Raw genomic sequence first — 24,420 nt, 5'->3', positions numbered from 1 at the left:
TAACCACCCAGCTTGATGCAGGTGTCAGTGCCCGGGATGTAGTAGAATCCGGCACCGTACAGGGAGCAGATCTTCACGTATTCGACCGCTTTGGCCTTCACGGGGAGATCGGCTGCCTGCGCTCCGCCAACGGCGATCAGACCCGCCGCTGAACCGAGCAAAAGGCTGTTAATCAACTTCATGTTAAACCTCCAAGTTGCTCTATAGGGAAGGTTCCGGATCCGCTGGGTGACGACACCCTAAGGTTGGTTCCCTTGTCCCTTTAACTCACCGCTTAGTCGCTTCGCGCCTTCGGACACACCCGCTGAACGCGAGGGACTTAAGCGAACCACCTAAAACGGGACGACCTCGGGATGCCCCCCTCCGTCGCTCAGTCACAATTACCGAACGCCCTTGCACACACAACAACAGAACGCGCCGAAACGGGCCGATGAAACGTGTTTTCCAACGGGTGTTGCACAAATAACACGCAGATGTGATCAGATCGCCCTCGTAACACTTTGTTTATATTGAAATTTTCAGAGCGGTTCCATTTGCCATCAAAGTTCCCCACATGAGGCGCCCTCGGCGAGACCTTCGCCTGGAACGGCTTCGACGCGCTCGAATCGTGGAATCAGGAAAGGGGACTCAGGAGCAGGCGCATCGCGCGCCTCTGGCGGCCTGAGGCAAGCACGGTCACTGCGGCGCCTGAGGCGAGCCGCAAGCACGCTCTATATGAATGAAGGGAATGGAAGCGGGTGGCCGGCAGCCAGTTAGGGGCGCCAGCCTTCCATGGCGCCTAGCCATGCGCCAGACGTGCCAGCTTTGGGCCCGTTTCCGCAGCGCTTCACGCTCGCCCGGGGACAAGCCCGTTCTGCTTTGGAAGATCGCTGGGAATATTCGAACGAAAACACACGCTTCCAAATTGACCGGCCCGCGCGATTAAGGGCATAAGGCTCGCACCGGAGAGGTGGCCGAGTGGCTGAAGGCAACGCTTTGCTAAAGCGTCATACGGTCTCAAGCTGTATCGAGGGTTCGAATCCCTCCCTCTCCGCCACCATGACAAAAATCGCCATTCGGAAACCAGGTGGCGCTGATTCCCCTACCTCCTCCATGTGACGCTGCGAATGAGTCGGATCGCAGCGCCGCAAGGATACGCCGCCATTGACCCATTAGGACACTTGACCTAAGATTTTTTAGGTCAATCGTCCTATGGCGCGATCCTCGGCCTTGCTGATCCGTGCTGCGATTTGTGGAGACGGGATGTAATGGGTGCGAGCGAAACGCGTCAGCAGATCGTGGGTGTCGCCGATCGGCTGTTTTACGAGAGTGGCTTCGAAGCGACATCTTTTGCCGACATCGCTGGAGAGGTCGGGCTGTCGCGCGGCAACTTCTATTACCATTTCAAAACCAAGGACGAGATTCTCGATGCTGTGATCGAGCGGCGCATCGCAACCACAAGCGCCATGCTGGCCTCCTGGGAACAGGAGGTGGACTCGCCCGCAGACCGCATCCGCAGTTTCATCCACATTCTCATCGCGAACCGGACGAAGATCATGGCACATGGCTGCCCGGTCGGGACGCTCTCCAACGAGTTGGCGAAGCTCGATCATTCCGCCAAGGACAAGGCTGTCGGGCTGTTTTCCCTGTTCGGCGACTGGCTCGCCCGGCAATTCACTGCGCTCGGTCGTGAAGCCGAAGCGGAGGCGCTGGCTCTTCACGTTCTGATGCGCAGCCAGGGAGTCGCAACGCTCGCCACCGCGTTCCGCGACGAGGATTTCATCCGCCGCGAGATCGCAGACATGGATGCCTGGCTGCAGGCCCAATGTCCGGCCGCTCCCTTACCTTATTCCGGCCAACCCGTTTGATGGAGCGATCATGTTCGTCATTAGTCTTCGCTTTGCCGACAAGGCGAAAGCCGCGTCATTGATGGACGGGCACAATGCCTGGATCCAACGCGGCTTCGACGATGGCGTGTTCCTGCTTGTTGGAAGCTTGCAGCCGAATGCGGGCGGCACGATCCTCGCGCACAATGCCTCGCTTGCCGATATCGAGGCGCGCATTCAGGACGATCCCTTCGTGGCCGAAGGCGTGGTCAAGCCCGAAATCCTCGACGTGACGCCGCGCCGCACCGATCAGCGCCTCGCCTTCCTGAAAGCCTGACCGTGCGGGACGATCCCCGGCCGGCTGGACATCCGCGTTGCCGCTGGAGCGCGGCGGCGCCCAAATTCTTCTCGCCGATGCGCTTCCCCGCTCAATGGGCGGAAACCCACGCCCTCGCCTCGCGCTGCGCGACCGAGATCTCGGCGTCCGACATCTGCCCGGCGACTTCCTGGCGCAGGACCACGGCGTCCTTGCGGCCCTTCAACGCAGCGAGGTTGAACCATTTGTGCGCGGCGACGAGATCGACGATCCCGGAGCGGCCGCTCGCCCAATAGATTCCGCGCTCGAACAGCACGTCCGACAGCGCGCTCGCGTCGGTCGGCGTCGCCGTCTCCAGATCGAAAGTACCCTGAAACATCACGCATCCCCTTTGTTCTTATGCCGTCTCGTTCCCCCGAGCGCGGCTCCCGTCCGATTCTGATTTGCGCATGACCCTTGCCGGAAAACCGGAAAACCACTTTTCCGGGATCATGCGCCGTTCAACTCATCCCCGAGTCTTCTTCCACATGCCGTTTGCCGGCTTGTTGGAGGCGATGATGGCGGGCAAATTTGAATGGCAGTTTAAGTATCGCGATGAAGCAGACGTAAACGCGAGCGCGCGGCGCCGAGGAACGGAATCCAAAAAGTCCCCGGTTTGCAGGCACTTCTGCGATTCCTCAGATTCGGTTTACCCTGGGATTTTGGGACATCGATAACCATCGCGCGCGGTGGCGCGTGCTACGGCTCCAATTCATGGAGCGGCGCGCCGTCGTGGCCGCACCCGCCTGTCATTCCCCGCGCAGGCGGGGAATCCAGTACGCTGCGGCCCATCGTTTCAACCACGACCGTCTCGGCGTACTGGATCGCCCGGTCGGAGCCGGGCGATGACACCGCGCCTGGAGAAGCGGCACGCAGACGGCGTGCAATCATGCACGGCCCTCGCCTACCTCAAGGCAGCGCGGCCACGTCGCAGTCAGATCAGCGATGTCGGGGGGGGGAAGGGAATGCCGGCAATACCCCGGCCTCAGGAACGAGGGCGTCGGCGAACACGTCAGGACCAGATTTCACGTCGGCCCGAAGGCCGCTTGCGAAATTGCGGAACTCTCTGAAAGGAGGACCGCACCGAACGAAGAAAACTCGTTTCTTCTGCCGGACCGCGAAAGAGAACGGTCCGACCGTTGACCTGATGTCTCGCCGACACCCTCTATCGTCGACCAGAACCTTAGAAGGCGCTGATGACGTGCCGGCTGTCTGGAGCCGGCAACTTCAGAAGCGAAGTTACTTCTTCTTCGCGACCTTGCGGGTCTTCTTCGCAGTCTTCTTCACTGCGCTCTTCGCCTTCTTCGCCTTCTTCGCCTTCTTCGCTTTCTTGGCCATGTTGCCCTCCGATGTGTGAGATGGCTTTAATCGCTGCGTGCACTCGGGGATCGAATGCACTTCATCCCGAATACACCAACACGAAGAAAAAAACAGCTTCTCGCTTAAAGAAGTGTTGACGGCGCAAGGCGCGTGCGCTTGTCGAGCGCGACGCAGACGCACTGCATGAGCTGTGCGAGCGACGACAGAGAGTCCTCGCAGCATCGACGTTCGAGAGAGATGCGATTGCAGGAAAACACTATGCAGCAAGTATTTTTCTGCACGCGCGCATCGCGCGCGATCGACGCGATGATGCGCATCGCCATCTCCTCGATCGCCTCGCAGGAGCGCTTCGCGGACTCTGAGTCGCGAATTTTGGCAACGAAAATATTTTCGTGCTTAACGGCGCGAGCGCTCGTCGGAGCGTGTTCATGCCGCCGTTTCGCGCGAATCGCGCGACGGCGATTCGGTCGCCGCGACACCGTCAATCGGGATGAAGTTTGCTTCCGAGGATGCGCGCGAGCGTCGCACCTGGAGCGGAAAGCGTGGTGACGAAGCGCGTCCGTCACCACGCTCGAACGCGCGAGGCTAGAGACCGAGCTTGGACTTGAGCAGGTCGTTGACGCTCTGCGGGTTGGCCTTGCCGCCCGACGCCTTCATGACTTGCCCGACGAACCAGCCGAGCGACTGCGGCTTGTCCTTGACCTGCGCGGCCTTGTCGGGATTGGCGGCGATGATGTCGTCGACAACCTTTTCGATCGCCGAAAGATCCGTGACCTGCTTCATGCCGCGGCTTTCCACCAGCGCGCGGGGATCGCCGCCCTCCTGCCAGACGATCTCGAACAGATCCTTGGCGATCTTGCCGGAGATCGTGCCCTCGCCGATCAGGTCGATGATCGCTGCCAGCTGTTCGGCGTTGACGGGAGAGCCCGTAATGTCCCGGCCTTCCTTGTTGAGACGGCCGAACAGCTCGTTGATCACCCAGTTCGCCGCCATCTTGCCGTCGCGGGCGCGGTTGCCGAGCCTGTCGAGCACCGTCTCGTAGAACACCGCGCTCTCGCGCTCGGCGACCAGCACGCTCGCATCGTAAGCCGACAGGCCGAAATCGGCGACGAAGCGCGTCTTCTTCTGGTCCGGCAGCTCCGGCAGCTTCGCCTTCAACTCGTCGACGAATTCCTGGCTGAACTCAAGCGGCAGCAGGTCGGGATCGGGAAAGTAACGGTAGTCATGCGCCTCTTCCTTGGACCGCATCGAGCGCGTCTCGCCCTTGTTGGGGTCGTAGAGCCGCGTCTCCTGCTCGATCTGGCCGCCCTCCTCGAGGATTTCGATCTGCCGCCGCGCCTCGTACTCGATCGCCTGCCCGATGAAGGTGATGGAGTTCATGTTCTTGATCTCGCAACGGGTGCCGAGCGGCCCGCCGGGCTTGCGCACGGAGACGTTGACGTCGGCGCGCAAGGATCCCTTCTCCATGTCGCCGTCGCAGGTGCCGAGATAGCGCAGGATCGAGCGCAGCTTGGTCACATAGGCCTTGGCCTGCTCGGCGTCGCGGATATCGGGCTTGGAGACGATCTCCATCAGCGCCACGCCGCAGCGGTTGAGATCGACATTGGACATGGTCGGCGACCGGTCGTGCAGCAGCTTGCCGGCGTCCTGCTCCAGATGCAGCCGCTCGATGCCGATGCTGACGCTGCGGCCGCCGTCGAGTTCGACCAGCACCTCGCCCTCGCCCACCACCGGCGACTTGTATTGGCTGATCTGGTAGCCCTGCGGCGAGTCCGGATAAAAATAGTTCTTGCGGTCGAAGACCGAACGCAGATTGATCCTGGCGTTGAGACCGAGCCCGGTCCGGACAGCCTGCCTGACGCATTCCTCGTTGATAACGGGCAGCATGCCCGGCATCGCGGCATCGACCAGCGACACGTGGCTGTTCGGCTCGCCGCCGAATTCCGTCGAGGCCCCCGAGAACAGTTTCGAGTTCGAGGTCACCTGAGCATGAATCTCCATGCCGATGACCATCTCCCAGTCACCCGTGGCGCCCTTGAGAAGCTTGTGCGTGGCCGTGCTCATGTCTTGCTCCCGAGCAGCGTGGCAGCGATCCGCTTCCACTCTGCCTCCAATGAATCCTTTGCCGTGGGCTGGCCAGCCTGGCGGTACCAGTAGCCGGCGTTACCGAGGTCGCCTTCGACGCGGTGCAGATAGGCGTGCACCCAGGCGGCCTCACGGCTGCTGTCCTCCTGAACGATCCCGTGCGCGCGGTCCCAGTCGCCCTTCGCCGCCCACCAGAGCCCGGCGAGCGGCGCGTTCAAGTCCGGCGCCGGCGCCGCGCCGTCGAGGCTCGCGATGAAATCAGCGACATTCACCACCACCTCGCAGGCGTGAAGCGGCCGGCGGCCTGCTCGATCACCTCGCCGAGCGAGAACAGCGTCTCCTCGTCGAACGGACGGCCAATCAGTTGCAGGCCGAGCGGAAGGCCCTGCGTGTCCTTGCCGGCGGGCACCGCGATGCCGGGCAGGCCCGCCATGTTCACGGTCACCGTGAAGATGTCGTTGAGATACATCTCGACCGGATCGGCGCCGCCCTTCTCGCCGATACCGAAAGCAGCCGACGGCGTCGCCGGCGTCAGGATGGCGTCCACTCCCTTCGCGAAGCAGTCCTCGAAGTCCTTCTTGATCAGCGTCCGCACTTTTTGGGCGCGCAGATAATAGGCGTCGTAATAGCCGGCCGAGAGCACGTAGGTGCCGATCATGACCCGGCGTTTCACCTCGGCGCCAAAGCCCGAGGCGCGGGTATTCTCGTAGAGCTCGATGACGTTCCTGCCCTGCTCGCGCAGGCCGTAGCGCACGCCGTCATAGCGCGCGAGATTGGAGGAGGCCTCCGCCGGCGCCACGATGTAATAGGCCGGCAGCGCATATTTGGTGTGCGGTAGCGAGACCTCGACGAGTTCGGCGCCAGCCGCCTTCAGCCAGGCCGCACCCTCGCTCCAGAGTTTCTCGATCTCGGCCGGCATGCCGTCGAGACGATACTCCCTGGGGATGCCGATCTTCATGCCCTTCACGGACTTGCCGATCGCGGCCTCGTAGTCCGGAACCGGAATGTCGACCGACGTCGTATCCTTGGGGTCATGACCGGCCATCGAACGCAGCAGCATCGCGGCATCGCGGACGCTGCGTGCGATCGGACCGGCCTGGTCGAGCGACGACGCAAAAGCAACGATGCCCCAGCGCGAGCAGCGGCCATAGGTCGGCTTGATGCCGACGGTCGCAGTGAACGCCGCCGGCTGGCGGATCGAGCCGCCGGTGTCGGTCGCGGTCGCGCCCATGCACAGCAGCGCCGCCACGGCCGAGGCCGAACCGCCCGACGACCCCCCCGGCACCAGCGTGGTGTTGCTGCCGTCGCGCCGCCAGGGATTGCCGACGGGCCCGAAACACGAGGTCTCGTTCGACGAGCCCATCGCGAACTCGTCGTTGTTGAGCTTGCCGAGCATCACCGCGCCGTCGCGCCAGAGCTGCGAGGTGACGGTGGATTCATATGTCGGCACGAAATTGCCGAGGATCCTCGAGCACGCCGTGGTGCGCACGCCCTTGGTCGCGAACAGGTCCTTGATGCCGAGCGGGATGCCCGCGAGCGGGCCCGCATCGCCCTTGGCGATCTTGCTGTCCGCCTTGCGCGCCATCGCGCGCGCCTGGTCGGGTGTCTCCATCACGAAGGCATTGAGCACGCGCGCGGCCTCGATTGCGCTCAGATGCGCGTCGGTCAGCTCGAGTGACGTGAAAGTCTTGGCCGCGAGGCCCTTGCGGGCCTCGGCGAGCGTCAGCGATGTCAAATCGGTCATTTATTGATCGGGCTGCAGAAGAACGGAGACAGGGTCTTGTCGTTGGCCGGGTCGTCTTGCATGACGTTTTTCTTGGCGGCGGCTTTCGCAGCGGCCTCGATCTCGTCGAGCACGGCATTGACGGCGACATTGGGGTCGGCAGCCTTGCCCTGCCGCTCCATCTTGTCGAGGTAATTCATGTAGGCCTGATAGGCCTTCTCATCGTCGCAAAGCAGACACATCGGACCACGTCCCAAGACTCTTTGATTTGACGCGCTTTCTTCGCTCGAAAACGCGATGCTACTCGACGACCTTCGGCACCAGGAAGAAATGGCCTTCGGTCGCGGGCGCGTTGGCAACGATATCGTCGGCGATCTCGCCGTCATTGACCACGTCCTGCCGCTTCTTCATCTGCATCGGGGTGACCGAGGTCATCGGCTCCACGCCCTCGACATTGACCTCCGAGAGCTGCTCGACGAAAGCGAGCATGGCGTTGAGCTCGCCCTGCAGATGCGGAACCTCGTCCTCGGAAACCGCAATGCGCGCCAGATGCGCGATGCGGCGGACGGTAGCGGCGTCGACGGACATTATATAAGGCCTCTCACGGCAAAACCCATGTGCCGTATAGCAGAGGCCGCTTTTGCGCCGCAACCGGCGCTAGCGCATGATCCGGAAAAGTGTGAAGCGGCTTTCCGAAAAGATCATGCGCAAACAAGAACCTGGAGGCTTATCCGGCCAGCGCTTTCAGGCGAACCAAGGCCGATTTGGCCAGATCGCGGGTCAACTCGGCGGCGGGGACCTCGCGGCCCAGCGCAATGGCCTGTCCCGCCCAGAGATTGGTGAAATCCACCCTGCCCTGCTTTTCGGCCGCAGCCTTCAGCGGCCCCAGCGCCGTCGCGGCATGGGGAAACGGCGGCGCATCCGGCGAGACCGGGCCCGCCTCGCGCATCAGGCGGTTCTGGACGCCGCGCGCCGGACGGCCGGTCATGACATTGGTGATGACGGTGGAATCGTCCCGTGCCTCGGCAAGTGCCTTGCGGCCGCCGGCGCTGACCTTGGATTCCGGACAGCGCAGATAGGCACTGCCGATCTGCACGCCGGACGCGCCGAGCGCGAAGGCCGCGGCAATGCCGCGCCCGTCCGCAATGCCGCCCGCCGCGATCACCGGCACCTTCACGGCATCGGCGACCTGCGGCACCAGCGCAAACGTGCCGGGCTGCTCGGCGATCTTGTCGGTCAGGAACATGCCGCGATGGCCGCCCGCCTCCGCGCCTTGCGCAATCACGGCATCGACGCCGTGCTGCTCGAGCCAGACCGCTTCCTTGACCGTCGTGGCGGACGAGATGACGCGGCAGCCGGCCGCCTTGACGCGATTGAGCAGCGCCTGCTCCGGCAGCCCGAAATGGAAGCTGACGACCTCAGGCTTCAGCTCCTCGACGACCTCGCAGAAAGCTGCATCGAACGGTGCGCGGTTCGCCGCAGCGATCGGTGCTGCGGGATCCAGACCATGCTCGCTGTAATAGCTCGCGAGCCGCTGCTTCCAGCGCGCTTCGGCCTCAGCCGTGAGCTCGACCGGCGTGTGACAGAAGAAGTTCATGTTGACCGGCGCCTTGACGCGCTGGCGGATGAGACCGACCTGCTCGCGCGCCTTCTCGGCCGACAGCATCGCGCATGGCAGCGAGCCCAGCGCGCCGCCCTGCGCGGCCGCAATCACCAGCTCCGCATCCATGGCGCCGGCCATCGGCGCCAGCACGATCGGGAATTCGGTCTTGAACAGATCGATCAGTCGACGGTCAGGCCACATGGTTGTTCTCTCGCTCTTCCCCTCTCCCCTTGTGGGAGAGGGCGGATCGCCGCGTAGCGGCGAGACGGGTGAGGGGTTTGCATCCGCGGATACAGACCTCTCAGGTTTGACTTCATTCTCCGGGGATAGAACCCCTCATCCGGCGCTGCGCGCCACCTTCTCCCGCAAGGGGAGAAGGAAAGGAAGCGATCGAGTTGCGCCGGCCGGAGAGAAGCAGCTCCGCCTCGGCCGCAATCCGCTCGACGATCTCGGCCGCCGGTGGAGTATCATGAATCAGCCCCACCGCCTCGCCCGCGATCACGGCCGCGACGTCGAAATTGCCGGCCGCCTTCGCCGCGGCATAGTCCGTGGCAACTGCGGCGACATTCTGCATCAGCTCGACCTCGCGGCCGATCCAGCGCCGGGCGTGATCGTTGATCAGGCACCGCCCCGTGAACGGCGCCGGCCATACATTGTTGCGCGAGAGATCGAAGATGATGCCGCGTACGGTCGAGCCACTGCTCGCTGCACAGATCCGCCGCTTCGCCTCATCCGCGCCATCCGCCTCCTTGCTCGCATAGAAGCGCGTGCCAAGCAGCACGCCGCTCGCGCCCAGCATCATCATGGCGGCGAGCCCGCGCCCGTCGGCGATACCGCCGGCCGCGACCACCGGCACGCGGCCTGCGGCGAGATCGACGATCGCGGGCACGAGATCGACGGTGGTCCGCGAGGCGCCATGACCTCCCGCCTCCGTTCCCTGCGCGATCAGGACATCGGCGCCGGCATCGAGCGCCTGTCGCGCCATCGCTTCGTCCTGCACCTGGCAGATCAGGCGTGCGCCGGCGGACTTGATCCTGGGCGCAAACGGCGCAGGATCGCCGAACGACAGCATGATCGCCGACGGCTTCACGCCGAGCGCGATGTCGAGAAGTTCGGGCCGCTTGGCGAGGCTCCACGTGATGAAGCCGATCCCGAACGGCGCACGCAGTTCGGCGAGCTTCGCAGTCTCCTGCTCCAGCCACGCTCGCTCGCCATAGCCACCGCCGAGAATGCCGAACCCGCCGGCGCGGCTCACTGCCGCCACCAGGCGGCTGCCGGCGATGACATCCATCGGCGCCAGCAAGATCGGATGCGCGATCTCCAGCAGCGTGGTCAGCGGCGTCGTCATCGGCATGGCTCCTCCCCGATCTGGACAGCGAGACTAGCCGCGACTAGCATTCTCGAAAAATGAATTGTTACGAACGTTGCCATCTCAAAAGCGAAATGACGCCATGGAACTCAGCGATCTCCAGACCTTCGCCGCCGTCGCCCGCACGGGCGGCATCACCCGCGCTGCCGAAGAGCTCAACACGGTGCAGTCGAACGTCACCCAGCGCGTGAAGGCGCTGGAGGCGGAGATCGGCACGGCGCTGTTCGAGCGGCACTCGCGCGGCATGACGCTGACCGGCGCCGGCAAGCGCCTCCTCCCCTACGCGCAAAGGATGGCGGCGCTGTCGCACGAAGCCTTGCTCGCCGCGCGTGACGATGGCGAGCCGAAAGGGCCGCTCGCGATCGGCTCGATGGAGACGACGGCGGCCGTGCGCCTGCCGCCGCTGCTCGCCGACTTCCACCGCCGCTTCCCCGCCGTGCGCCTATCCTTGCGCACCGCGCCGACAGCCGACCTCGTCACCGGCGTGCTCGAAGGCTCGCTCGACGGCGCCTTCGTCGCGGGTCCCATCACGCATGCCGATCTCATCGCGACGAGCGCCTTCCGCGAGGAGCTGGTGCTGGTCAGCGCGCGGCGCTGGGCCTCGTTGGCCGAGCTGCGCGCAGGCACGCCGGAGTCCGGGCCGACCGCGCTGGTGTTCCGCACCGGCTGCACCTATCGCCAGCGGCTCGAACAAGTGTTCGTCGAGCTCGGCTGGCCGTCGGCGGCGCGCTTCGAGCTCGGCACGCTCGACGGCATGATCGGCTGCGTCGCCGCCGACATGGGCGTGACGTTGCTGCCGCGCGCGGTCGTCGAGCGCAGCGCGATGAACGGCAGCATCGCGATCCACGCGCTGAGCCCGGCGCAGGCGCGCGTCGAGACACTGTTCATCCACCGCCGCGCGGGCCATCAAACCAGCGCGCTGAGCGGCTTTGCCCACTGCCTGAAGAAGGACGACGACGTCATCGCGGCCTGAAACGACGCAGCGTTCCACTCTACGAAATTCGTCACAAATCCATCGCGTTTCCGCGTGCCTTCCGCGGCAACGCAGCACATCAAAAAGCTTTGAAGCCCGCGATCATTCTACGTTAGGATGACTGACTGGCCAGCGCAAAACCATAACGAAGCCAAACATCGGCAAGAACATCGGGAGGACTATCGATGCGCAATACGCTCGTGTTGTGCTGTGTCGCTGTGTTGTCGGCGATATCAGGAACTGCAAGCGCACAGGACTGGACCAAATCGAAATGGGGGCCGAACGACGAGATCGGCGCCGCCAACTACATGACGCCCGAGCTCGTGGTGAAGGCGGCATCGCTGGTGAAGACCGGCAAGACCTACGCCCTCGGCATGCCCGTCACGTCGCAGACGCCCGCCTATCCGCCGCGCACCTACAAGATCACGGTGGTGCAGCCGGGACAGGCCGGCAACGCAGGGCTTGGTCCCAACAAGGCCACCTACAACGACGATATCCTCGACACATGGGTCGGCGTTGGCAGCCAGCTCGACGGCCTCGGCCATCTCGGCATCGAGCATGTGTATTACAACGGCAACAAGCTTGCCGATTTCGCCGATCCGACCGGGCTGAAGAAGCTTGGCATCGAGAAGGTGCCGCCGATGGTCACGCGCGGCGTCCTGCTCGACATGGCCGCCTATTTCAAGACCGACGTGGTGAAGGAAGGCACCGCCTTCAACGTCAAGGAGATCGAGGAAGCCGCCAAGCAGCAGAACGTCGAGATCCGTCAGGGTGACGTCGTCATCTTCCATACCGGCTGGCTCAGCCTGGTCGGGAAAGACGACAAGCGCTACTCGGCTGGTGAACCCGGCCTCGGCGTCGAAGGAGCCAAATACCTCACAGGCAAGGGTGTCGTCGCCGTCGGCGCCGACACTTGGGGAGTAGAGGTCTTGCCCTTCGAATCCAAGAACGTTTTCGAGGTGCACCAGATTCTGCTCGCCATGAATGGAACCTACATCCTGGAAAACCTCGACACGGCAGCGCTCGCCCGGGATAAGGGCTATGAATTCCTGTTCGTGCTGGGACAGCCGCGCTGGACCGGCGGCGTGCAGGCGATGATCAACCCGATCGCGATCCGCTGACGCGCGGCTCGTCTCACAAGCGCTCCGGGTGAGGGTCATCAGTGTCTCGACAGAACACACCGCTCCCCTCACCCGAACCCATCGTTCCGTTACGGCGACAACACCGCCCTAGATCCGAATGTCCTCATAGGATTCGATCCGCCGCGGGCCCACCGAGGTCGCCTCGTGCGAATCCGCGTCGGCGAGATTGCCGAAGTCGAGCTTGGTCAATTTCGTCAGGTCCGCGATCGAGACCTGGAAGACGCTGACATCCTCCTCGGACATCCGCTCGAGCAGGCCCGCCTCCTGGATGCGGTCGATCTCGATCACCTGCTTTCGCTGGCTCATCAGGAATGCCGCCGCCTTGAGCGCGTCGTCATCGTCGTTGCGGCGGATCAGTATCTTCCAGAAGTACTTCGGAATTCGAACGCCGCCGAAGCTCGGATCCTTGTGCGGCCGGCCGGCCGGATCGGGCAGATCGGATCCGTCGGCATCCGGGCCATCGAACACCGGGCCGTTCATGACGATGCCCTTCTCCTCACCTTCGAGCAGGACATCGCGCGTGTAATCCTCCAGTCCTGCCCAGAGCTGCTTGCCCTGGTTGAACGAGAAGAACTGCGGCGCGCAATTGGTGAAATGGAAGGAATCGTCGCCATGCTGCTTGGCCGCGGCGACCGTGTCGCCCCAGGTCGCATCGAGGCGGCGCACCAGATGACCGCGGTCGAATGGATTCTTGCTGCGGTCCGCTTCGAAAGTGGCCTGCTTGCGGTAGAACTCGTCGCCGATCTGGGCATCCTCGTCGATGCGCGGATCGCGCAGCCAGGAATCACCTTCACGCTTGCCGACGTCCTGTTGCTTGCCGCCGTCGATATTGACGCAGCTGAAGAAGGCGAGCCCGCGCTCCTTGTTCATCACGACGCTGTAGTTGAAGTATTTCAGCTCGGACTGCTTCGAGCTCCCCTTCAACATCGCGACCCTCGGTTTGAGGGCGGCGGGTATTTTCGGCAGGGGTACGGAGAATTTGCCGGTGCCGAGAAAATTGGCCTTGTAGCCGGGCCGCGATTTCAGCGTGCTCTGATCGATATGCACGGCCTCCATCGGCAGGCCGTTCTTCGCGCTGATGTGCGGCAACAAGGCGACCGGTCGGGCGATCAACGGCTTGCCGCCGTTGGGCGCGCCTCCGTTACCAGCCGACGGGCCCTGCAACGGCGTCAGCGGAGCGAAGGGAATTTCCTTCCTGAACGTCGGCAACGGAACGCGGATCGGGACCACCAGCGAGGTCCCATCGAGGGACTGCTCGACCCAGGCATTGGCACCAAAAGCAGGGACGGCGGCCGGCACCGGGGCTTTCGCACGCTCTTGCCGGATCGGTGGCTCTTCCTCGTCCAGCACCGGCTTGATCAGGGGATGGGAGCCGACGGCGACCTTGATATCCGCGACGATCGCGCTGATCCGGATGCCTTCGTTGGCGATCCAGTCGATCGAGGATTCGTCCATCGACGGCTTCCAAACCCTGCCGTCCTTGGTCAGGGTACGGCCCTGCGCATCCTTCCGGGGAACGCCGCTGTGGTGCAGCGCGACCACCTGCCAGAAGCGGTTGAAGGCCGGCGAACCCGACGATCCGGCCGTCGTATCGGTATTGTACCAGAGGAAGTCGCCGACATATTTGAGCAGCTTGTTCTCGCGGACGCAGACCTGCTTCATCTGTCCGCCGGGATGCTGGACGATGGTGAGATACTCGCCCGGGTCTGCCTTGCCGGGCGCGCCGCTCAGCGGCAGCCATCCCCAATCCTCGAGTTCCTCGTGACCCGACAACGAGGTCGGCGCCACCGCAACGATCGAAAAATCCAGCCTGTCATTGGTGTAGAAGAACCTGCCCGGCTCGAATCTGAACCGCACCGGCACACGCTCTTGTCCCGAAACGTCCAATTCGTAGTTGAAATCGGCAATCGAATTGGCCGCATCGGCCGGCTTGCCGAAGACATGATGGTTCGTCAGCAGCAGGCCGGGCCCGATCAGAAAGCCCGAGCCATAGCCGAGCAGATTCGACTTGGAATCCCTGAGCTGAATACGGCAGACCGAGCGCGCGGCGGCGGTCCCCTTGACGAGATAGTTGATGCTGTCGAGGTCGTTGCCCTGGATGATCCGCTCCAGGCCGATTTCGGCCGCTCGCATGTCGTGCGTCTCTGCCAGCAGCTGGCGCTGGCGCAGGCGCATCTTTTCGACGGTCATCTCGATCGGGCCGTCGCCCAGTTTCCGGTTCAAGGCATCGGGTGAGAACTCGGCTTGCTTGAATCGCCTTTCTGAGCCCGCGATCAGGCTTGGCTTGATGAGCATCATGACCTCTCAAAATAATAAAGGGCGAATATTGGATGGTCGGCGCCTGAAAATATGCGCCAAGTTGCATCGCGGGCCGGGCTGCCGGCCGCTGCCGATGTTTTGGAAATCGGGGCACGCGCCCTACACTACCTTAAGCCTATAAACCTATCTCGCGACAACCAGAGCGTCAATCGACGTCGCCGCTGAGGACGCGACATCATGCCATGGTCAGCGGCTTCATCCGTGTGAGATTCGCCACAAATGATCGGTGCATTCGTGCGTGGCCTTCTCACGCTCCTCCTGTCGCGGGTCTAACCACTAGGGCTTCAGGTGCCAGCGCCGCAGCGCCACCACGGACCAGATCGCCTCGACCAGACCGAACGGCCAGGCGCCCTGGAGAAAGCCGTAGGCCGAGCCGAGCGCGCACGATACGGCGAACAGCAGCACGAACCAGTGGCTGCGGTCCTCCAGCGCGTAAGTGACCAGCATCGCCGTGACGGCGAACAGGCCGAATAATGTCAGCGCATCCATGTTTCGGGTTCACTCCGCAGCATGACGCATGATATGCGCTACGCCATGCCGGCTCTTATCCTGCCTCTCGTCGATGCTGCAACCCACTGGCCCGCGCGCGGCGCGCTGGTCGGGCTCGATCTCGGCACCAAGACCATCGGCGTTGCCGTGTCTGATCCCGACCGGAGGTTAGCGACCGGCGTCGAGACGATCCAGCGCAAGGCCTTCAAGCAGGATGCCGCTCGCTTGCTCGCGATCGGGGCCGAGCGCAAGGCAGTCGGTCTCGTACTGGGCCTGCCCATCAACATGGACGGCAGCGAGGGCCCGCGCGCGCAGTCCACCCGCGCCTTCGCCCGCAATCTTGCCGGCCTGACCGCGCTCCCCATCGGCCTCTGGGACGAGCGCCTGTCGACCGCGGCGGTCGAGCGCGAGTTGATCGGCATGGACGTCAGCCGCGCCAAGCGCGCCGAGGTGATCGACGAGCACGCCGCCATCTTCATCCTGCAAGGCGCGCTCGACCGCCTCGCCAATCTTCGCGCTGGATCCGCCTGACCGATGGCCGTCGTGATTGCGGCCTTGCTGCCGGTCTTCATCCTCATCGTGCTCGGCATCGTGCTGAAGCGCAGCCTGATGCGGCTGGACACGCAATGGCACGGGCTGGAGCAGCTGACCTATTTCGTGCTGTTCCCGCTGCTGCTGATCCAGACCCTGGTGAAGGCCGACCTTTCCAAGGTGCCGGTCGCCGGCGTCGGCGGCGCGCTGCTGCTATCGGCACTGGCGATGTCGCTGTTGTGCCTCGCGCTGCGCCCTGCCCTGTCGCGGCTCGGCATCGACGGTCCCGCCTTCACCTCGATCTTCCAGGGCGCGACGCGCTGGCAGACCTTCGTGGCACTTTCGATCGCCGCCAATTTGTTCGGCGATGTCGGGCTGGCACTCGCCTCCGTGGCGATGGTTGCGATCATCCCGCTCGTCAACGTGTTCAGCGTCTCGGTGCTCGCTCGTTACGCATCGCCCGAAAAGCAATCCGGCCGCGCCATCGTCATCACCTTGGTTCGCAATCCCCTGATCTGGGCCTGCATCATCGGCCTCTCCGTCAACGTCACCCACCTGCCGCTGCCAAGGCTCTGGCATGAGGTTGCCGACGCGCTCGGCAGTTCCTCGCTCGCCATCGGCCTGCTCGTCACCGGCGCGGGGCTGCATCTCGAAGGGCTCTTCCGTCCAAGCCTCGGCGCGGCCGTCGGCGTCGTTTTCAAGCTTTTGCTGATGCCCGCGCTCGCGATGGGGCTCGGTCTCTGGTTCGGGCTTTCCGGCAACAGCCTCGCGATCGTGGCGATCTGCTCGTCGGTGCCGACCTCGTCCAGCGCCTATGTCCTCGCCCGCCAGATGGGCGGCGACGCGCCGCTGCTGGCGCAGATCATCACGCTGCAGACGATCTTTGCGGCCATCACGATGCCGGTCGCGATCGCGCTGGCGGCCTAGACCTTGACGGAGCCCTGAGTGGCCGCGGCTAGGCACCCAGCCACATCGTCAGCACCACCGCAGTCAGATTGTTCAGCGCATGCAGCACGATGGTGAGCCAGAGCGAGCCGGAGCGATAGCGCATGTAGCCGAACCACAGGCCGATGGCGAGGACTTCGGTGAGGAAGTACAGGTCGTATTGCAGGTGCACGACCGTCCAGACCAGCGACGACAGCAGGATCGCCCCGGGCACGCGCAGGAAGCTCGCTGACCAGCCGCGATAGAGGAAGCCTCGCGCCAGAATCTCCTCCGACACCGGCGCGGCCACGCTGAAGGCGAACAGAAGCGACAGCGCGGCGCCCTTGTCGCGTCCCGATTTCAACAGGTCGGACATGAAGCCCGGCGTCGCCTCGCGGCCGAGTGCGCGCGACATCGTCTCCCAGGCCAGCACGATCAGGATGAGGCCGACGGCGCCGAACAGCAGCTGCTTCCAGGACGGCCAATGCAGCGCGAGATAATCGACGAAGGACGCTTTCTTGATGCGAATCGCGAGCCAAACCGCAACAAGCGTCGCCGGCAGTCCCATGATGACCGAAAGCGCGAGCGTCTGGGGCTCGCGGCCGATGATCTGAAGCGAAGACAGGTCCATGGGAAGACCGCGCTGCGACGCCAGCAGAACGACGGCGCCGATCTGCCCGACGAACATCGCGACGAAGATGAAGGCGCCCCACAGCGCCGTGCCCCAGAACATCCAGACGTGCGGCGGCGCAGGCGTCACGGTCGGCGGCGGATGGTCGGGATTGAGAGAATCCATCAGAGAGCCTTCGTTGGAAGAACACCGTCATTCCGGGCGGTCCGAAGGACCGAACCCGGAATGACGGAACAAACAATCACGGCAGCGCCCGCTCCAGCAGCGCGCGCACGTCGCCGTTGTCGAGGTCGACCGCGCCATACATGCTGGCGTGATTGGCCGCGAGGCGCGTTGCGGCGAACAGTTCGGCGTTGTGCGGTGACACGCCGTTGAGCGCCGCGGCGGCGGCAAGCAGCGCCAGCTTCTCGACGGCAAGGCGCGCGACGCGCTCGCCGTCGGCGCGGCGGAAGGTCTTGCCAATGAAGGTGGCCGCCTCGACAGCCCCCGGCAGCCCCTTGGTCTCGGCTGCGAGCGATTGCAGCACCGCCATCGCAGCCTCCGGCTCGCGCGCGAGCGCGCGGAGCACGTCGAGGCACATGACGTTGCCCGAACCTTCCCAGATCGCGTTGACCGGCGACTCCCGATAGTGGCGGGCCAGGATGCCGTCCTCGACATAGCCGTTGCCGCCGAGGCACTCCATTGCCTCGTAGAGGAACGGCGGCGCGCTCTTGCAGGTCCAGTATTTGATCGCGGGCGTCAGCAGCCGCATATAGGCGGCTTCCGCCGCATCATGCAGCGTGCGGTCGAACGCGCGGCAGAGCCGCATCACCAGCACCGTGCTCGCCTCGACATGCAGCGCCATGTCCGACAGCACGGCCTGCATCAGGGGCTGGTCGGCAAGATGCTTCTGGAACACGCTGCGGTGTCGCGCGTGATGCAGCGCATGCGCCAGCCCCGAGCGCATCAGGCCGACGGAGGCGATCGCGCAATCCTGCCGCGTCAGCTGCACCATCTGGATAATGGTCCGGATGCCCTTGCCTTCCTCGCCGACCGCTTCCGCGTAGGCGCCGGCGAACTCGACCTCCGACGAGGCGTTGGAACGGTTGCCGAGCTTGTCCTTCAACCGCTGGAACTGGATGGCGTTGACCGAACCATCGGGCGCGAAGCGCGGCATGAAGAAACATGTCAGCCCGCCATCTGCCTGCGCCAGCACCAGGAACGCATCGCACATCGGCGCCGACATGAACCATTTATGGCCGGTGATGCGATAGCCGTCCCCGTCGCGCACGGCGCGTGTCATGTTGGAGCGCACGTCGGTGCCGCCCTGCTTCTCGGTCATGCCCATGCCGACCGTCATGCCACGCTTCTGCCACCATGGCGCAAAGCTGGGATCATAGCTCTTCGTCGACAGCACCGGCATCACGCGCGCGAGCAAGTCAGGCTGCATCGCCAGCGCACCCACGGAAGCGCGCGTCATCGTGATCGGACAGAGATGGCCGGTCTCGACCTGCGCGGCCATGTAGAACTTTGCCGCACGAATGACTTCGGCGGCACCGCCCGCAGGCTTTCCATCCGCCGTCCAGGTCGAATTGTGCACGCCCGCATGCGCGCTATGCGCCATCAGCTCGTGATAGGACGGATGAAACTCGACCTGGTCGCGCCGATTGCCCTTGGCATCGAAGGTGCGCAGCTTCGGCGTGTTCTCGTTCGCCATGCGGCCGCGATCGGCCATCGCCGCCGAGCCCCAATGCTTGCCGAACTCCGACAGCTCCCGCTCCGCCGCCGCGCCGCCATTGGCCTTCACCGCCTCGATCAGCGGCCGATCCACGGCGAAGAGGTCGACGTCCTCGAACGGCGGCGACTGGTTGAAGACCTCGTGGGTCGCAAAGCTCGGCTGGGTCATGGCGCTTCTCGGCTCGGGCGTCAGTTCCGGCGCGGCGGAATCGGGAAATCATAGGCTGCCCCGCCTGCCCCCGGCAGCGAAAAATGCCACCACTCCTTCGAATAGTTCACAAAGCCTTGCCTGGCCATCGCAGCGACCAGCCGCTTTCGCCAGGCGCGCTGCTCCGGATTAATCGATGGTGTCGCAGTGTGTCCCTTCGCGTCGGTACAGTCGTAGCCGGTGCCCATGTCGACACTGCCCTCCGGCGCGCGCGCCCCGATCGGCGCCGTACAATCGGCATAGGCCTTCGACGGATCATATTTGGCGGAGTTGTCGGCCTTGAGATCGACCAGCGTGAGGTCGAGCGCTGCACCCGTGGAATGCTGCGAGCGGCTCGCAATGTAGCCGAGCCGGAACAGCTCGGTCTTCGGGATATTCGGGTTGTAGCGCCGCTCGGCCGCAGTCTCATGACCGTTCTGCGACCACTTCACCATGTCGAGCGAGGCCCGCGCCGGACGGTAGCAGTCGAACATCTTGAGCGAGAGGTTCTGCGCCGCCAGTTCCTGCTGCACCGCCTTCAGCCGCAGCCCGACCTCCCGCTTCACCACGCATTCGCCGGCGCCGTAGCCGGCGAGCGGACGGCCGACGAAATTGTTCGACGTGGCATAGCGGATGTCCTGGATGATGCTGGGATCGATGTCGCGCAGGAACACGAAGCCGCCGGGCAAGGTCTGCGCCCGCGCCGGCGCGAAGATGGATATTGCCGACAGCACGAGGAGCGCTGCGCGCGCCGCGATTCCAGTCCATGCGGTCATGGCACCGGATCCGAGTTGACCAGAAGTTTTGTGATCGCGGTGTCCGTATATTTGTTACCGGCCCAGACGTCGTCGATGATGAATTGCATCCAATAGGCCGAGACCTGCGGCCGCAATGTCAGCAGCTGCGCCGACAGCTTGTCGTCGAGGATGAAGATCTGCGACTCGCCCCCGGAGAACAGCACGCGAATCTGGCGAACCCTGTTGTTCTTGGCAAAGATGTCGGGACTTTTCTGGTAGCCGTTCTGCACATGGATCGATTTGACCCGCCGCAGGGTTTCGAATTCGACCGTGATCCATTCGCCGATGCCGTTGCCTGCGGCGCCCTCGACCCAGGCCGTCCCTGTCGAAGCGTCAAACAGGTTCGCCGCACCGTATGAATTGCCGAATTGCGGCTTCAGCATCGAGCTGACGCAATAGGTCTCAAACCCGCTGCGGGCGCAGCTTTCGCCCGCCACGGAGGGACGCGGCGGACGAAAGGCCGAGCGCTCCGCAGCCGCAGGACTGGCCGGCGGCTTCACCAGCATGCCCGCCACTTTCGGCGCCGCGTTCGACGATCCCGTATTCCAGAGATAGATGCGCCCGCCCAGCGTCTGGTCGTAATAGGCCGGCGTCTGCTCGTGCGGCACGGGCTGTCCGCTGCCATCGCTCGCCGTGAGCGCCAGCGCCGCCACGCGCTCGCGCACCTCGACCGCGAGATCGCCGAGATGCAGTTCGGGACGCTTCAGCTGCTCGACGAATATGCGCGTGAACACCGAATTGTGAGCGGTATCGCTGCTGCTGAGCTGGTCGAGCGCGGTCTGGCCGATCCCCGCGGAATAGAGCGTGAAGATTCCGCGCGCTGGCCTCGCATCGGCAAGTCCGCGCGTATTCCCGATCGAGCGGCCGGCGGCCCGCGGAAACGGATTGTCACGGCAGGCATCGATGACGACGAAGGCGACCCGCACCGCCTTCGCCTGAAGCTCCGCAATCACGTCGGGCTCCGCGATCGAGGCCCCGCGCACACGTGCCTCGGCGCCCTCGACGACGGTGGGAACATCGCTCGGCACGAGATAGTTGACCCCGGCGATCGCAACGCCATGCCCTGCATAGAACACCGCAGCCGTGTCGCCCGGCTCCAGCCGCGCCGTGAAATCGGCGAGACGGTCGATCATTCCCTGCCGGCCGAGATTGGTCCCGAGCACGATCTCAAATCCGAGCGACCTCAGCGCGTCGGCCACCGTCGTTGCGTCATTGGCAGCCTTCTTCAATTGCCGGTCGGCCGGCAGGTTCGGATAGAGATCGTTGCCGATGACGAGCGCCACGCGCTTCTCCGCCAGCGCCGGTGCCGCCAGGCCGACCATGCACGCAGCCGCCAGCGCAGCAGCAATGCGCGCCAGTCGACTAAAATGCCGCATGCTCGTCATGATCCATGCCTGTGACGCGATGAATGGCACGAGTCTAGCGCAAAGCGGCTGCCCCGAACACAGGCGGCCGGCGCCCTCCCGGCCGCAAAGCGCCGTGGATAAGTCCGGCGGCGGGATTTGAAGCTTGCTCCCCCCGCCATCCCCCCCTATAGCTCTGCTTTTAATGACATCGAAATCGACCTTCGTCCTCGGCCACCGGCATTTGCTGGGCATCGAGGGCCTTTCCGCGGCCGACATCACCGGCCTCCTCGACCTGTCCGAAGAATATGTCGAGGTCAACCGCCAGGTTGACAAGAAGCGCACCGTCCTGAGAGGACGGACGCAGGTGAACCTGTTCTTCGAGGCCTCGACCCGGACCCAGTCCTCGTTCGAGCTCGCGGGAAAGCGCCTCGGCGCCGACGTCATGAACATGTCGGTGTCCTCCTCCTCGATCCGCAAGGGCGAGACCCTGATCGACACCGCCGTGACGCTGAACGCGATGCACCCGGACATCCTGGTGGTGCGCCATCACGCCTCCGGCGCGGTGGAACTGCTGGCGCGCAAGGTGGACGGTTCCGTGATCAATGCCGGCGACGGCGCGCACGAGCATCCGACGCAAGCGCTGCTGGATGCGCTCACCATCCGCCGCAACAAGGGCCGGCTCGAGGGCCTCGTGGTCGCGATCTGCGGCGACGTGCTGCATTCGCGCGTCGCACGCTCCAACATCATCCTGCTCAACACCATGGGCGCCCGCGTCCGCGTCGTCGGCCCATCCACGCTGCTGCCGACCGGCATCGAGCGGATGGGCGTCGAGGTCATGCGCGACATGCGCGAGGGCCTCGAAGGCGCCGACATCGTCATGATGCTGCGGCTGCAGCGCGAGCGCATGAACGGCTCCTTCGTGCCCTCCTCGTCGGAATATTTCCATTATTTCGGGCTCGACCAGAAGAAGCTCGCCTACGCCAAGCCGGATGCCCTCGTGATGCATCCCGGCCCCATGAACCGCGGCGTGGAGATCGACTCGATCGTGGCCGACGGCGCCCAGTCCCTGATCCGCGAACAGGTGGAGATGGGCGTCGCCGTGCGCATGGCCGTGCTGGAAGCGCTCGCCCGCAACCTGCCCAACGCGTGATGCCGATGTTGACCGATCGCCGCCCCATCCTGCTCGCCAACGCCCGCGTCATCGATCCGTCGAGGGATTTCGACGGCGTCGGCGACGTCCTCATCGCCGACGGCACCATCCGCGACACCCGCCGCGGCATCGGCGCGGCCGGGGTCCCCGAGGGCACCGACATCATCAACTGCTCCGGCAAGATCGTGGCGCCGGGCCTGATCGACATGCGCGCCTTCGTCGGTGAGCCCGGCCTCAGCCACCGCGAGACCTTTGCCTCCGCGAGCCAGGCCGCCGCGACCGGCGGCATCACCACCATCATCTGCCAGCCCGCCACCTCGCCCGTCATCGACAATTCGGCGACGGTCGACTTCGTGATGCGCCGCGCCCGCGACACCGCGATCGTCAGCATCCAGCCGATGGCGGCGCTCACCAAGGGCATGCACGGCGAGGAGATGACCGAATTCGGCCTCCTGAAAGCGGCCGGCGCAGTCGCCTTCAGCGACGGCGACAAAAGCGTGACCAACGCCCAGGTGATGCGCCGCGCGCTGACCTACGCGCGCGACTTCGACGCTCTCATCGTGCATCACACCGAGGATCCCAACCTCGTCGGCGAAGGCGTGATGAACGAGGGCGAGTTCGCGACCCGGCTCGGCCTGATGGGCATCCCCAATGCCGCCGAAGCCGTGATGCTGGAGCGCGATCTGCGCCTCGTCGCGCTCACCGGCGGCCGCTACCATGCGGCTTCGCTGACCTGCATCGACTCCCTTGAAATCCTCGAGCGCGCGCGCGACGCCGGGCTTGCGGTCAGCGCCTCGGTCTCGATCAACCACCTGGCGCTGAACGAGAACGACATCGGCCCTTACCGTTCGTTCCTGAAGCTGTCGCCGCCGCTCCGCACCGAGGACGATCGCCGCGCGCTGGTGGCGGCGATCGCCTCCGGCCTCCTCGACGTCATCATGTCCGACCACAATCCGCAGGACGTCGAGGTCAAGCGCCTGCCCTTCGCGGAAGCCGCGCCCGGCGCCGTCGGGCTCGAGACCATGCTGCCCGCAGGCCTGCGCCTCGTCCACAATGGCGAGTTGGAACTGAAGACGCTGATCCGCGCGATGTCGACCCGTCCGGCCGAGCTGCTCGGGCTCCCCGGCGGAACCCTGCGCGCCGGCAGCCCCGCCGACGTCATCGTGATCGATCCCGATACGCCCTGGGTGGTCGATCCCGCAGAGCTCAAATCACCCTGCAAGAACACGCCGTTCGACGAGGCTCGCTTTACAGGCCGCGTGGTGCGCACCATTGTCGGCGGACGGACGGTTTACGAGCATGTCTGACATCCGCAATCGTTCGACACTGGAATCCTGCCTTTGGAGCTGCCGCCATGGGGCTTGAAGCATTTTTGCCGGTGGCCTTCGCCATCGGCTACCTCCTCGGCTCGATTCCGTTCGGGCTGATCCTGACCAGGCTCGCCGGCACGCAGGATATCCGCTCGATCGGCTCCGGCAGCATCGGCGCCACCAATGTGCTGCGCACCGGACGCAAGAGCCTTGCCGCAGGCACCCTGCTGCTCGATGCGCTCAAGGGCACCGTGGCCGTGGTGATCGCCGGCTACATCGCGGGCCCCAATGCCGCCATGGTGGCCGGCCTCGGCGCCTTCCTCGGTCACCTCTTCCCGGTCTGGCTCAAGTTCAGGGGCGGCAAGGGCGTCGCCGTCTATATCGGCATCCTGCTCGGCTTGTTCTGGCCGGGCGCCGTCGTGTTTTGCCTGCTGTGGCTCGCGACGGCCTTCACGACCCGCTACTCCTCGCTTTCGGCGCTGGTGGCGGCGTTCATCACGCCGATGTTCCTGTGGTGGTTCGGCCACCTCGCGCTCGCAGCATTGTTCGCAGTGCTGACCCTGCTGTTGTTCTACGCGCACCGCGAGAACATCAAGCGGTTGCAAGCCGGCAAGGAAAGTCGCATCGGCGAGAAGGCCTGAAGCC

The 24,420-nt window shown here is 64.5% G+C and carries 25 protein-coding genes and 1 tRNA gene; 10 read left to right on the top strand and 16 right to left on the bottom strand.

From position 1 onward, the window contains the following. Nucleotides 1–182 (bottom strand): porin (locus AX729_RS07005; protein ID WP_197433548.1); only part of this gene is annotated, 182 nt, incomplete at its 3' end. Between the two features lie 761 nt (nucleotides 183–943). Between AX729_RS07005 and AX729_RS07000 the strand changes: the two genes are divergently transcribed. From AX729_RS07000 to AX729_RS06990, 3 genes are all read left to right on the top strand, one after another. Then, nucleotides 944–1,036, top strand: a tRNA-Ser gene (locus AX729_RS07000). A gap of 211 nt (nucleotides 1,037–1,247) precedes the next feature. Next, nucleotides 1,248–1,847: a TetR/AcrR family transcriptional regulator gene (locus AX729_RS06995; RefSeq protein WP_061021414.1), complete on the top strand. Its 600-nt coding sequence runs from the start codon at nucleotides 1,248–1,250 to the stop codon at nucleotides 1,845–1,847. 10 nt (nucleotides 1,848–1,857) lie between these two features. Then, complete coding sequence (locus AX729_RS06990) at nucleotides 1,858–2,142, top strand: YciI family protein (RefSeq protein WP_061021413.1); 285 nt, start codon at nucleotides 1,858–1,860, stop codon at nucleotides 2,140–2,142. Nucleotides 2,143–2,233: 91 nt separating this feature from the next. On the opposite strand, the gene AX729_RS06985 is transcribed toward AX729_RS06990, so the two are convergent. The 9 genes from AX729_RS06985 to AX729_RS06940 all read right to left on the bottom strand — a co-directional run bounded on the left by AX729_RS06985 (nucleotide 2,234) and on the right by AX729_RS06940 (nucleotide 10,245). Continuing rightward, nucleotides 2,234–2,500 (bottom strand): hypothetical protein, encoded by a 267-nt coding sequence (locus AX729_RS06985; RefSeq protein WP_061021412.1) that lies wholly within the window; start codon nucleotides 2,498–2,500, stop codon nucleotides 2,234–2,236. 1,102 nt (nucleotides 2,501–3,602) lie between these two features. Beyond that, nucleotides 3,603–3,797, bottom strand: a complete 195-nt coding sequence (locus AX729_RS40385; RefSeq protein WP_197433547.1) for a hypothetical protein — start codon at nucleotides 3,795–3,797, stop codon at nucleotides 3,603–3,605. Nucleotides 3,798–4,065: 268 nt separating this feature from the next. Beyond that, on the bottom strand, nucleotides 4,066–5,544 hold the full coding sequence (gene gatB / locus AX729_RS06970) for an Asp-tRNA(Asn)/Glu-tRNA(Gln) amidotransferase subunit GatB (RefSeq protein WP_061021410.1): 1,479 nt from the start codon (nucleotides 5,542–5,544) through the stop codon (nucleotides 4,066–4,068). Continuing rightward, nucleotides 5,541–5,843: a hypothetical protein gene (locus AX729_RS06965; RefSeq protein WP_156456768.1), complete on the bottom strand. Its 303-nt coding sequence runs from the start codon at nucleotides 5,841–5,843 to the stop codon at nucleotides 5,541–5,543. Before AX729_RS06965 ends, gatB begins: the two co-directional genes overlap by 4 nt. Then, a complete protein-coding gene (gene gatA / locus AX729_RS06960; RefSeq protein ID WP_061021409.1) occupies nucleotides 5,834–7,309 on the bottom strand; it encodes an Asp-tRNA(Asn)/Glu-tRNA(Gln) amidotransferase subunit GatA in 1,476 nt (491 codons plus the stop codon). The genes AX729_RS06965 and gatA overlap by 10 nt, the downstream gene beginning before the upstream one ends. Beyond that, nucleotides 7,306–7,530 (bottom strand): hypothetical protein, encoded by a 225-nt coding sequence (locus tag AX729_RS06955; protein ID WP_025036737.1) that lies wholly within the window; start codon nucleotides 7,528–7,530, stop codon nucleotides 7,306–7,308. Before AX729_RS06955 ends, gatA begins: the two co-directional genes overlap by 4 nt. 58 nt (nucleotides 7,531–7,588) lie before the next feature. Continuing rightward, entirely contained in the window at nucleotides 7,589–7,876 is a 288-nt protein-coding gene (gene gatC, locus AX729_RS06950; RefSeq protein ID WP_008548395.1) for an Asp-tRNA(Asn)/Glu-tRNA(Gln) amidotransferase subunit GatC, read from the bottom strand. Between the two features lie 139 nt (nucleotides 7,877–8,015). Next, nucleotides 8,016–9,092: an NAD(P)H-dependent flavin oxidoreductase gene (locus AX729_RS06945; protein WP_061021408.1), complete on the bottom strand. Its 1,077-nt coding sequence runs from the start codon at nucleotides 9,090–9,092 to the stop codon at nucleotides 8,016–8,018. Nucleotides 9,093–9,204: 112 nt separating this feature from the next. Continuing rightward, a complete protein-coding gene (locus tag AX729_RS06940) occupies nucleotides 9,205–10,245 on the bottom strand; it encodes an NAD(P)H-dependent flavin oxidoreductase (protein WP_061021406.1) in 1,041 nt (346 codons plus the stop codon). Nucleotides 10,246–10,342: 97 nt separating this feature from the next. Between AX729_RS06940 and AX729_RS06935 the strand changes: the two genes are divergently transcribed. Both AX729_RS06935 and AX729_RS06930 read left to right on the top strand, forming a co-directional pair. Continuing rightward, nucleotides 10,343–11,233, top strand: coding sequence for a LysR family transcriptional regulator (locus AX729_RS06935; RefSeq protein WP_061021405.1), 891 nt, complete (start codon nucleotides 10,343–10,345; stop codon nucleotides 11,231–11,233). A gap of 185 nt (nucleotides 11,234–11,418) precedes the next feature. Then, nucleotides 11,419–12,354 (top strand): cyclase family protein, encoded by a 936-nt coding sequence (locus tag AX729_RS06930; RefSeq protein ID WP_061021403.1) that lies wholly within the window; start codon nucleotides 11,419–11,421, stop codon nucleotides 12,352–12,354. Between the two features lie 108 nt (nucleotides 12,355–12,462). Here AX729_RS06930 and AX729_RS06925 read toward each other — a convergent pair whose 3' ends face one another. Next, nucleotides 12,463–14,673 (bottom strand): DNA/RNA non-specific endonuclease, encoded by a 2,211-nt coding sequence (locus tag AX729_RS06925; RefSeq protein ID WP_061021400.1) that lies wholly within the window; start codon nucleotides 14,671–14,673, stop codon nucleotides 12,463–12,465. Nucleotides 14,674–14,970: 297 nt separating this feature from the next. Then, a complete protein-coding gene (locus AX729_RS06920) occupies nucleotides 14,971–15,183 on the bottom strand; it encodes a hypothetical protein (protein WP_061021398.1) in 213 nt (70 codons plus the stop codon). A 45-nt stretch (nucleotides 15,184–15,228) separates the two neighbouring features. Here AX729_RS06920 and ruvX point away from each other — a divergent pair, with 45 nt between their 5' ends. Together ruvX and AX729_RS06910 are read left to right on the top strand one after the other, a co-directional pair. After that, nucleotides 15,229–15,714: a Holliday junction resolvase RuvX gene (ruvX, locus tag AX729_RS06915; RefSeq protein WP_061021431.1), complete on the top strand. Its 486-nt coding sequence runs from the start codon at nucleotides 15,229–15,231 to the stop codon at nucleotides 15,712–15,714. Nucleotides 15,715–15,717: 3 nt separating this feature from the next. After that, nucleotides 15,718–16,641, top strand: coding sequence for an AEC family transporter (locus AX729_RS06910; protein WP_061021396.1), 924 nt, complete (start codon nucleotides 15,718–15,720; stop codon nucleotides 16,639–16,641). 28 nt (nucleotides 16,642–16,669) lie between these two features. Here the strand turns inward: AX729_RS06910 and AX729_RS06905 are convergent, their stop codons facing one another. The 4 genes from AX729_RS06905 to AX729_RS06890 form a co-directional block, all read right to left on the bottom strand. After that, nucleotides 16,670–17,434: a CPBP family intramembrane glutamic endopeptidase gene (locus AX729_RS06905; RefSeq protein ID WP_061021395.1), complete on the bottom strand. Its 765-nt coding sequence runs from the start codon at nucleotides 17,432–17,434 to the stop codon at nucleotides 16,670–16,672. 76 nt (nucleotides 17,435–17,510) lie between these two features. After that, nucleotides 17,511–19,154, bottom strand: coding sequence for an acyl-CoA dehydrogenase family protein (locus tag AX729_RS06900; protein WP_061021392.1), 1,644 nt, complete (start codon nucleotides 19,152–19,154; stop codon nucleotides 17,511–17,513). A gap of 20 nt (nucleotides 19,155–19,174) precedes the next feature. Then, nucleotides 19,175–19,948, bottom strand: a complete 774-nt coding sequence (locus tag AX729_RS06895) for a M15 family metallopeptidase (RefSeq protein WP_061021390.1) — start codon at nucleotides 19,946–19,948, stop codon at nucleotides 19,175–19,177. Beyond that, complete coding sequence (locus AX729_RS06890) at nucleotides 19,945–21,345, bottom strand: NADase-type glycan-binding domain-containing protein (RefSeq protein ID WP_197433546.1); 1,401 nt, start codon at nucleotides 21,343–21,345, stop codon at nucleotides 19,945–19,947. The genes AX729_RS06895 and AX729_RS06890 overlap by 4 nt, the downstream gene beginning before the upstream one ends. A 172-nt stretch (nucleotides 21,346–21,517) precedes the next feature. Here AX729_RS06890 and AX729_RS06885 point away from each other — a divergent pair, with 172 nt between their 5' ends. From AX729_RS06885 to plsY, 3 genes are read left to right on the top strand one after another with little or no spacing between them, the layout of a single operon-like run. Further along, nucleotides 21,518–22,465 (top strand): aspartate carbamoyltransferase catalytic subunit, encoded by a 948-nt coding sequence (locus tag AX729_RS06885; protein WP_061021386.1) that lies wholly within the window; start codon nucleotides 21,518–21,520, stop codon nucleotides 22,463–22,465. A gap of 5 nt (nucleotides 22,466–22,470) precedes the next feature. Beyond that, nucleotides 22,471–23,772 (top strand): dihydroorotase, encoded by a 1,302-nt coding sequence (locus tag AX729_RS06880; protein ID WP_061021430.1) that lies wholly within the window; start codon nucleotides 22,471–22,473, stop codon nucleotides 23,770–23,772. A 47-nt stretch (nucleotides 23,773–23,819) separates the two neighbouring features. Continuing rightward, the gene (gene plsY, locus AX729_RS06875; protein WP_061021384.1) at nucleotides 23,820–24,416 is read left to right on the top strand and encodes a glycerol-3-phosphate 1-O-acyltransferase PlsY; all 597 of its coding nucleotides are present in this window, start codon (nucleotides 23,820–23,822) and stop codon (nucleotides 24,414–24,416) included. Nucleotides 24,417–24,420 lie beyond the last annotated feature (4 nt).

The sequence above is a fragment of the Bradyrhizobium sp. CCH5-F6 genome (genome assembly GCF_001556045.1).
Lineage (GTDB): Bacteria > Pseudomonadota > Alphaproteobacteria > Rhizobiales > Xanthobacteraceae > Bradyrhizobium.
Note: the sequence above shows the minus strand (reverse complement) of the source record. Positions and strands in the feature narration are given on the sequence as shown.

Bases quoted from the DNA above. Each gene is read 5' to 3' on its own strand.
- plsY (WP_061021384.1), top strand. From the start codon at position 23,820: ATGGGGCTTGAAGCATTTTTGCCGGTGGCCTTCGCCATCGGCTACCTC.
- gatC (WP_008548395.1), bottom strand. From the start codon at position 7,876: ATGTCCGTCGACGCCGCTACCGTCCGCCGCATCGCGCATCTGGCGCGC.
- AX729_RS06995 (WP_061021414.1), top strand. From the start codon at position 1,248: ATGGGTGCGAGCGAAACGCGTCAGCAGATCGTGGGTGTCGCCGATCGG.
- AX729_RS06925 (WP_061021400.1), bottom strand. From the start codon at position 14,673: ATGATGCTCATCAAGCCAAGCCTGATCGCGGGCTCAGAAAGGCGATTC.
- AX729_RS40385 (WP_197433547.1), bottom strand. From the start codon at position 3,797: ATGCGCATCATCGCGTCGATCGCGCGCGATGCGCGCGTGCAGAAAAAT.
- AX729_RS06940 (WP_061021406.1), bottom strand. From the start codon at position 10,245: ATGCCGATGACGACGCCGCTGACCACGCTGCTGGAGATCGCGCATCCG.
- AX729_RS06945 (WP_061021408.1), bottom strand. From the start codon at position 9,092: ATGTGGCCTGACCGTCGACTGATCGATCTGTTCAAGACCGAATTCCCG.
- gatA (WP_061021409.1), bottom strand. From the start codon at position 7,309: ATGACCGATTTGACATCGCTGACGCTCGCCGAGGCCCGCAAGGGCCTC.
- AX729_RS06930 (WP_061021403.1), top strand. From the start codon at position 11,419: ATGCGCAATACGCTCGTGTTGTGCTGTGTCGCTGTGTTGTCGGCGATA.
- AX729_RS06910 (WP_061021396.1), top strand. From the start codon at position 15,718: ATGGCCGTCGTGATTGCGGCCTTGCTGCCGGTCTTCATCCTCATCGTG.
- gatB (WP_061021410.1), bottom strand. From the start codon at position 5,544: ATGAGCACGGCCACGCACAAGCTTCTCAAGGGCGCCACGGGTGACTGG.
- ruvX (WP_061021431.1), top strand. From the start codon at position 15,229: ATGCCGGCTCTTATCCTGCCTCTCGTCGATGCTGCAACCCACTGGCCC.
- AX729_RS06990 (WP_061021413.1), top strand. From the start codon at position 1,858: ATGTTCGTCATTAGTCTTCGCTTTGCCGACAAGGCGAAAGCCGCGTCA.
- AX729_RS06905 (WP_061021395.1), bottom strand. From the start codon at position 17,434: ATGGATTCTCTCAATCCCGACCATCCGCCGCCGACCGTGACGCCTGCG.
- AX729_RS06900 (WP_061021392.1), bottom strand. From the start codon at position 19,154: ATGACCCAGCCGAGCTTTGCGACCCACGAGGTCTTCAACCAGTCGCCG.
- AX729_RS06890 (WP_197433546.1), bottom strand. From the start codon at position 21,345: ATGCGGCATTTTAGTCGACTGGCGCGCATTGCTGCTGCGCTGGCGGCT.
- AX729_RS06955 (WP_025036737.1), bottom strand. From the start codon at position 7,530: ATGTGTCTGCTTTGCGACGATGAGAAGGCCTATCAGGCCTACATGAAT.
- AX729_RS06920 (WP_061021398.1), bottom strand. From the start codon at position 15,183: ATGGATGCGCTGACATTATTCGGCCTGTTCGCCGTCACGGCGATGCTG.
- AX729_RS06885 (WP_061021386.1), top strand. From the start codon at position 21,518: ATGACATCGAAATCGACCTTCGTCCTCGGCCACCGGCATTTGCTGGGC.
- AX729_RS06895 (WP_061021390.1), bottom strand. From the start codon at position 19,948: ATGACCGCATGGACTGGAATCGCGGCGCGCGCAGCGCTCCTCGTGCTG.
- AX729_RS06880 (WP_061021430.1), top strand. From the start codon at position 22,471: ATGTTGACCGATCGCCGCCCCATCCTGCTCGCCAACGCCCGCGTCATC.
- AX729_RS06935 (WP_061021405.1), top strand. From the start codon at position 10,343: ATGGAACTCAGCGATCTCCAGACCTTCGCCGCCGTCGCCCGCACGGGC.
- AX729_RS06985 (WP_061021412.1), bottom strand. From the start codon at position 2,500: ATGTTTCAGGGTACTTTCGATCTGGAGACGGCGACGCCGACCGACGCG.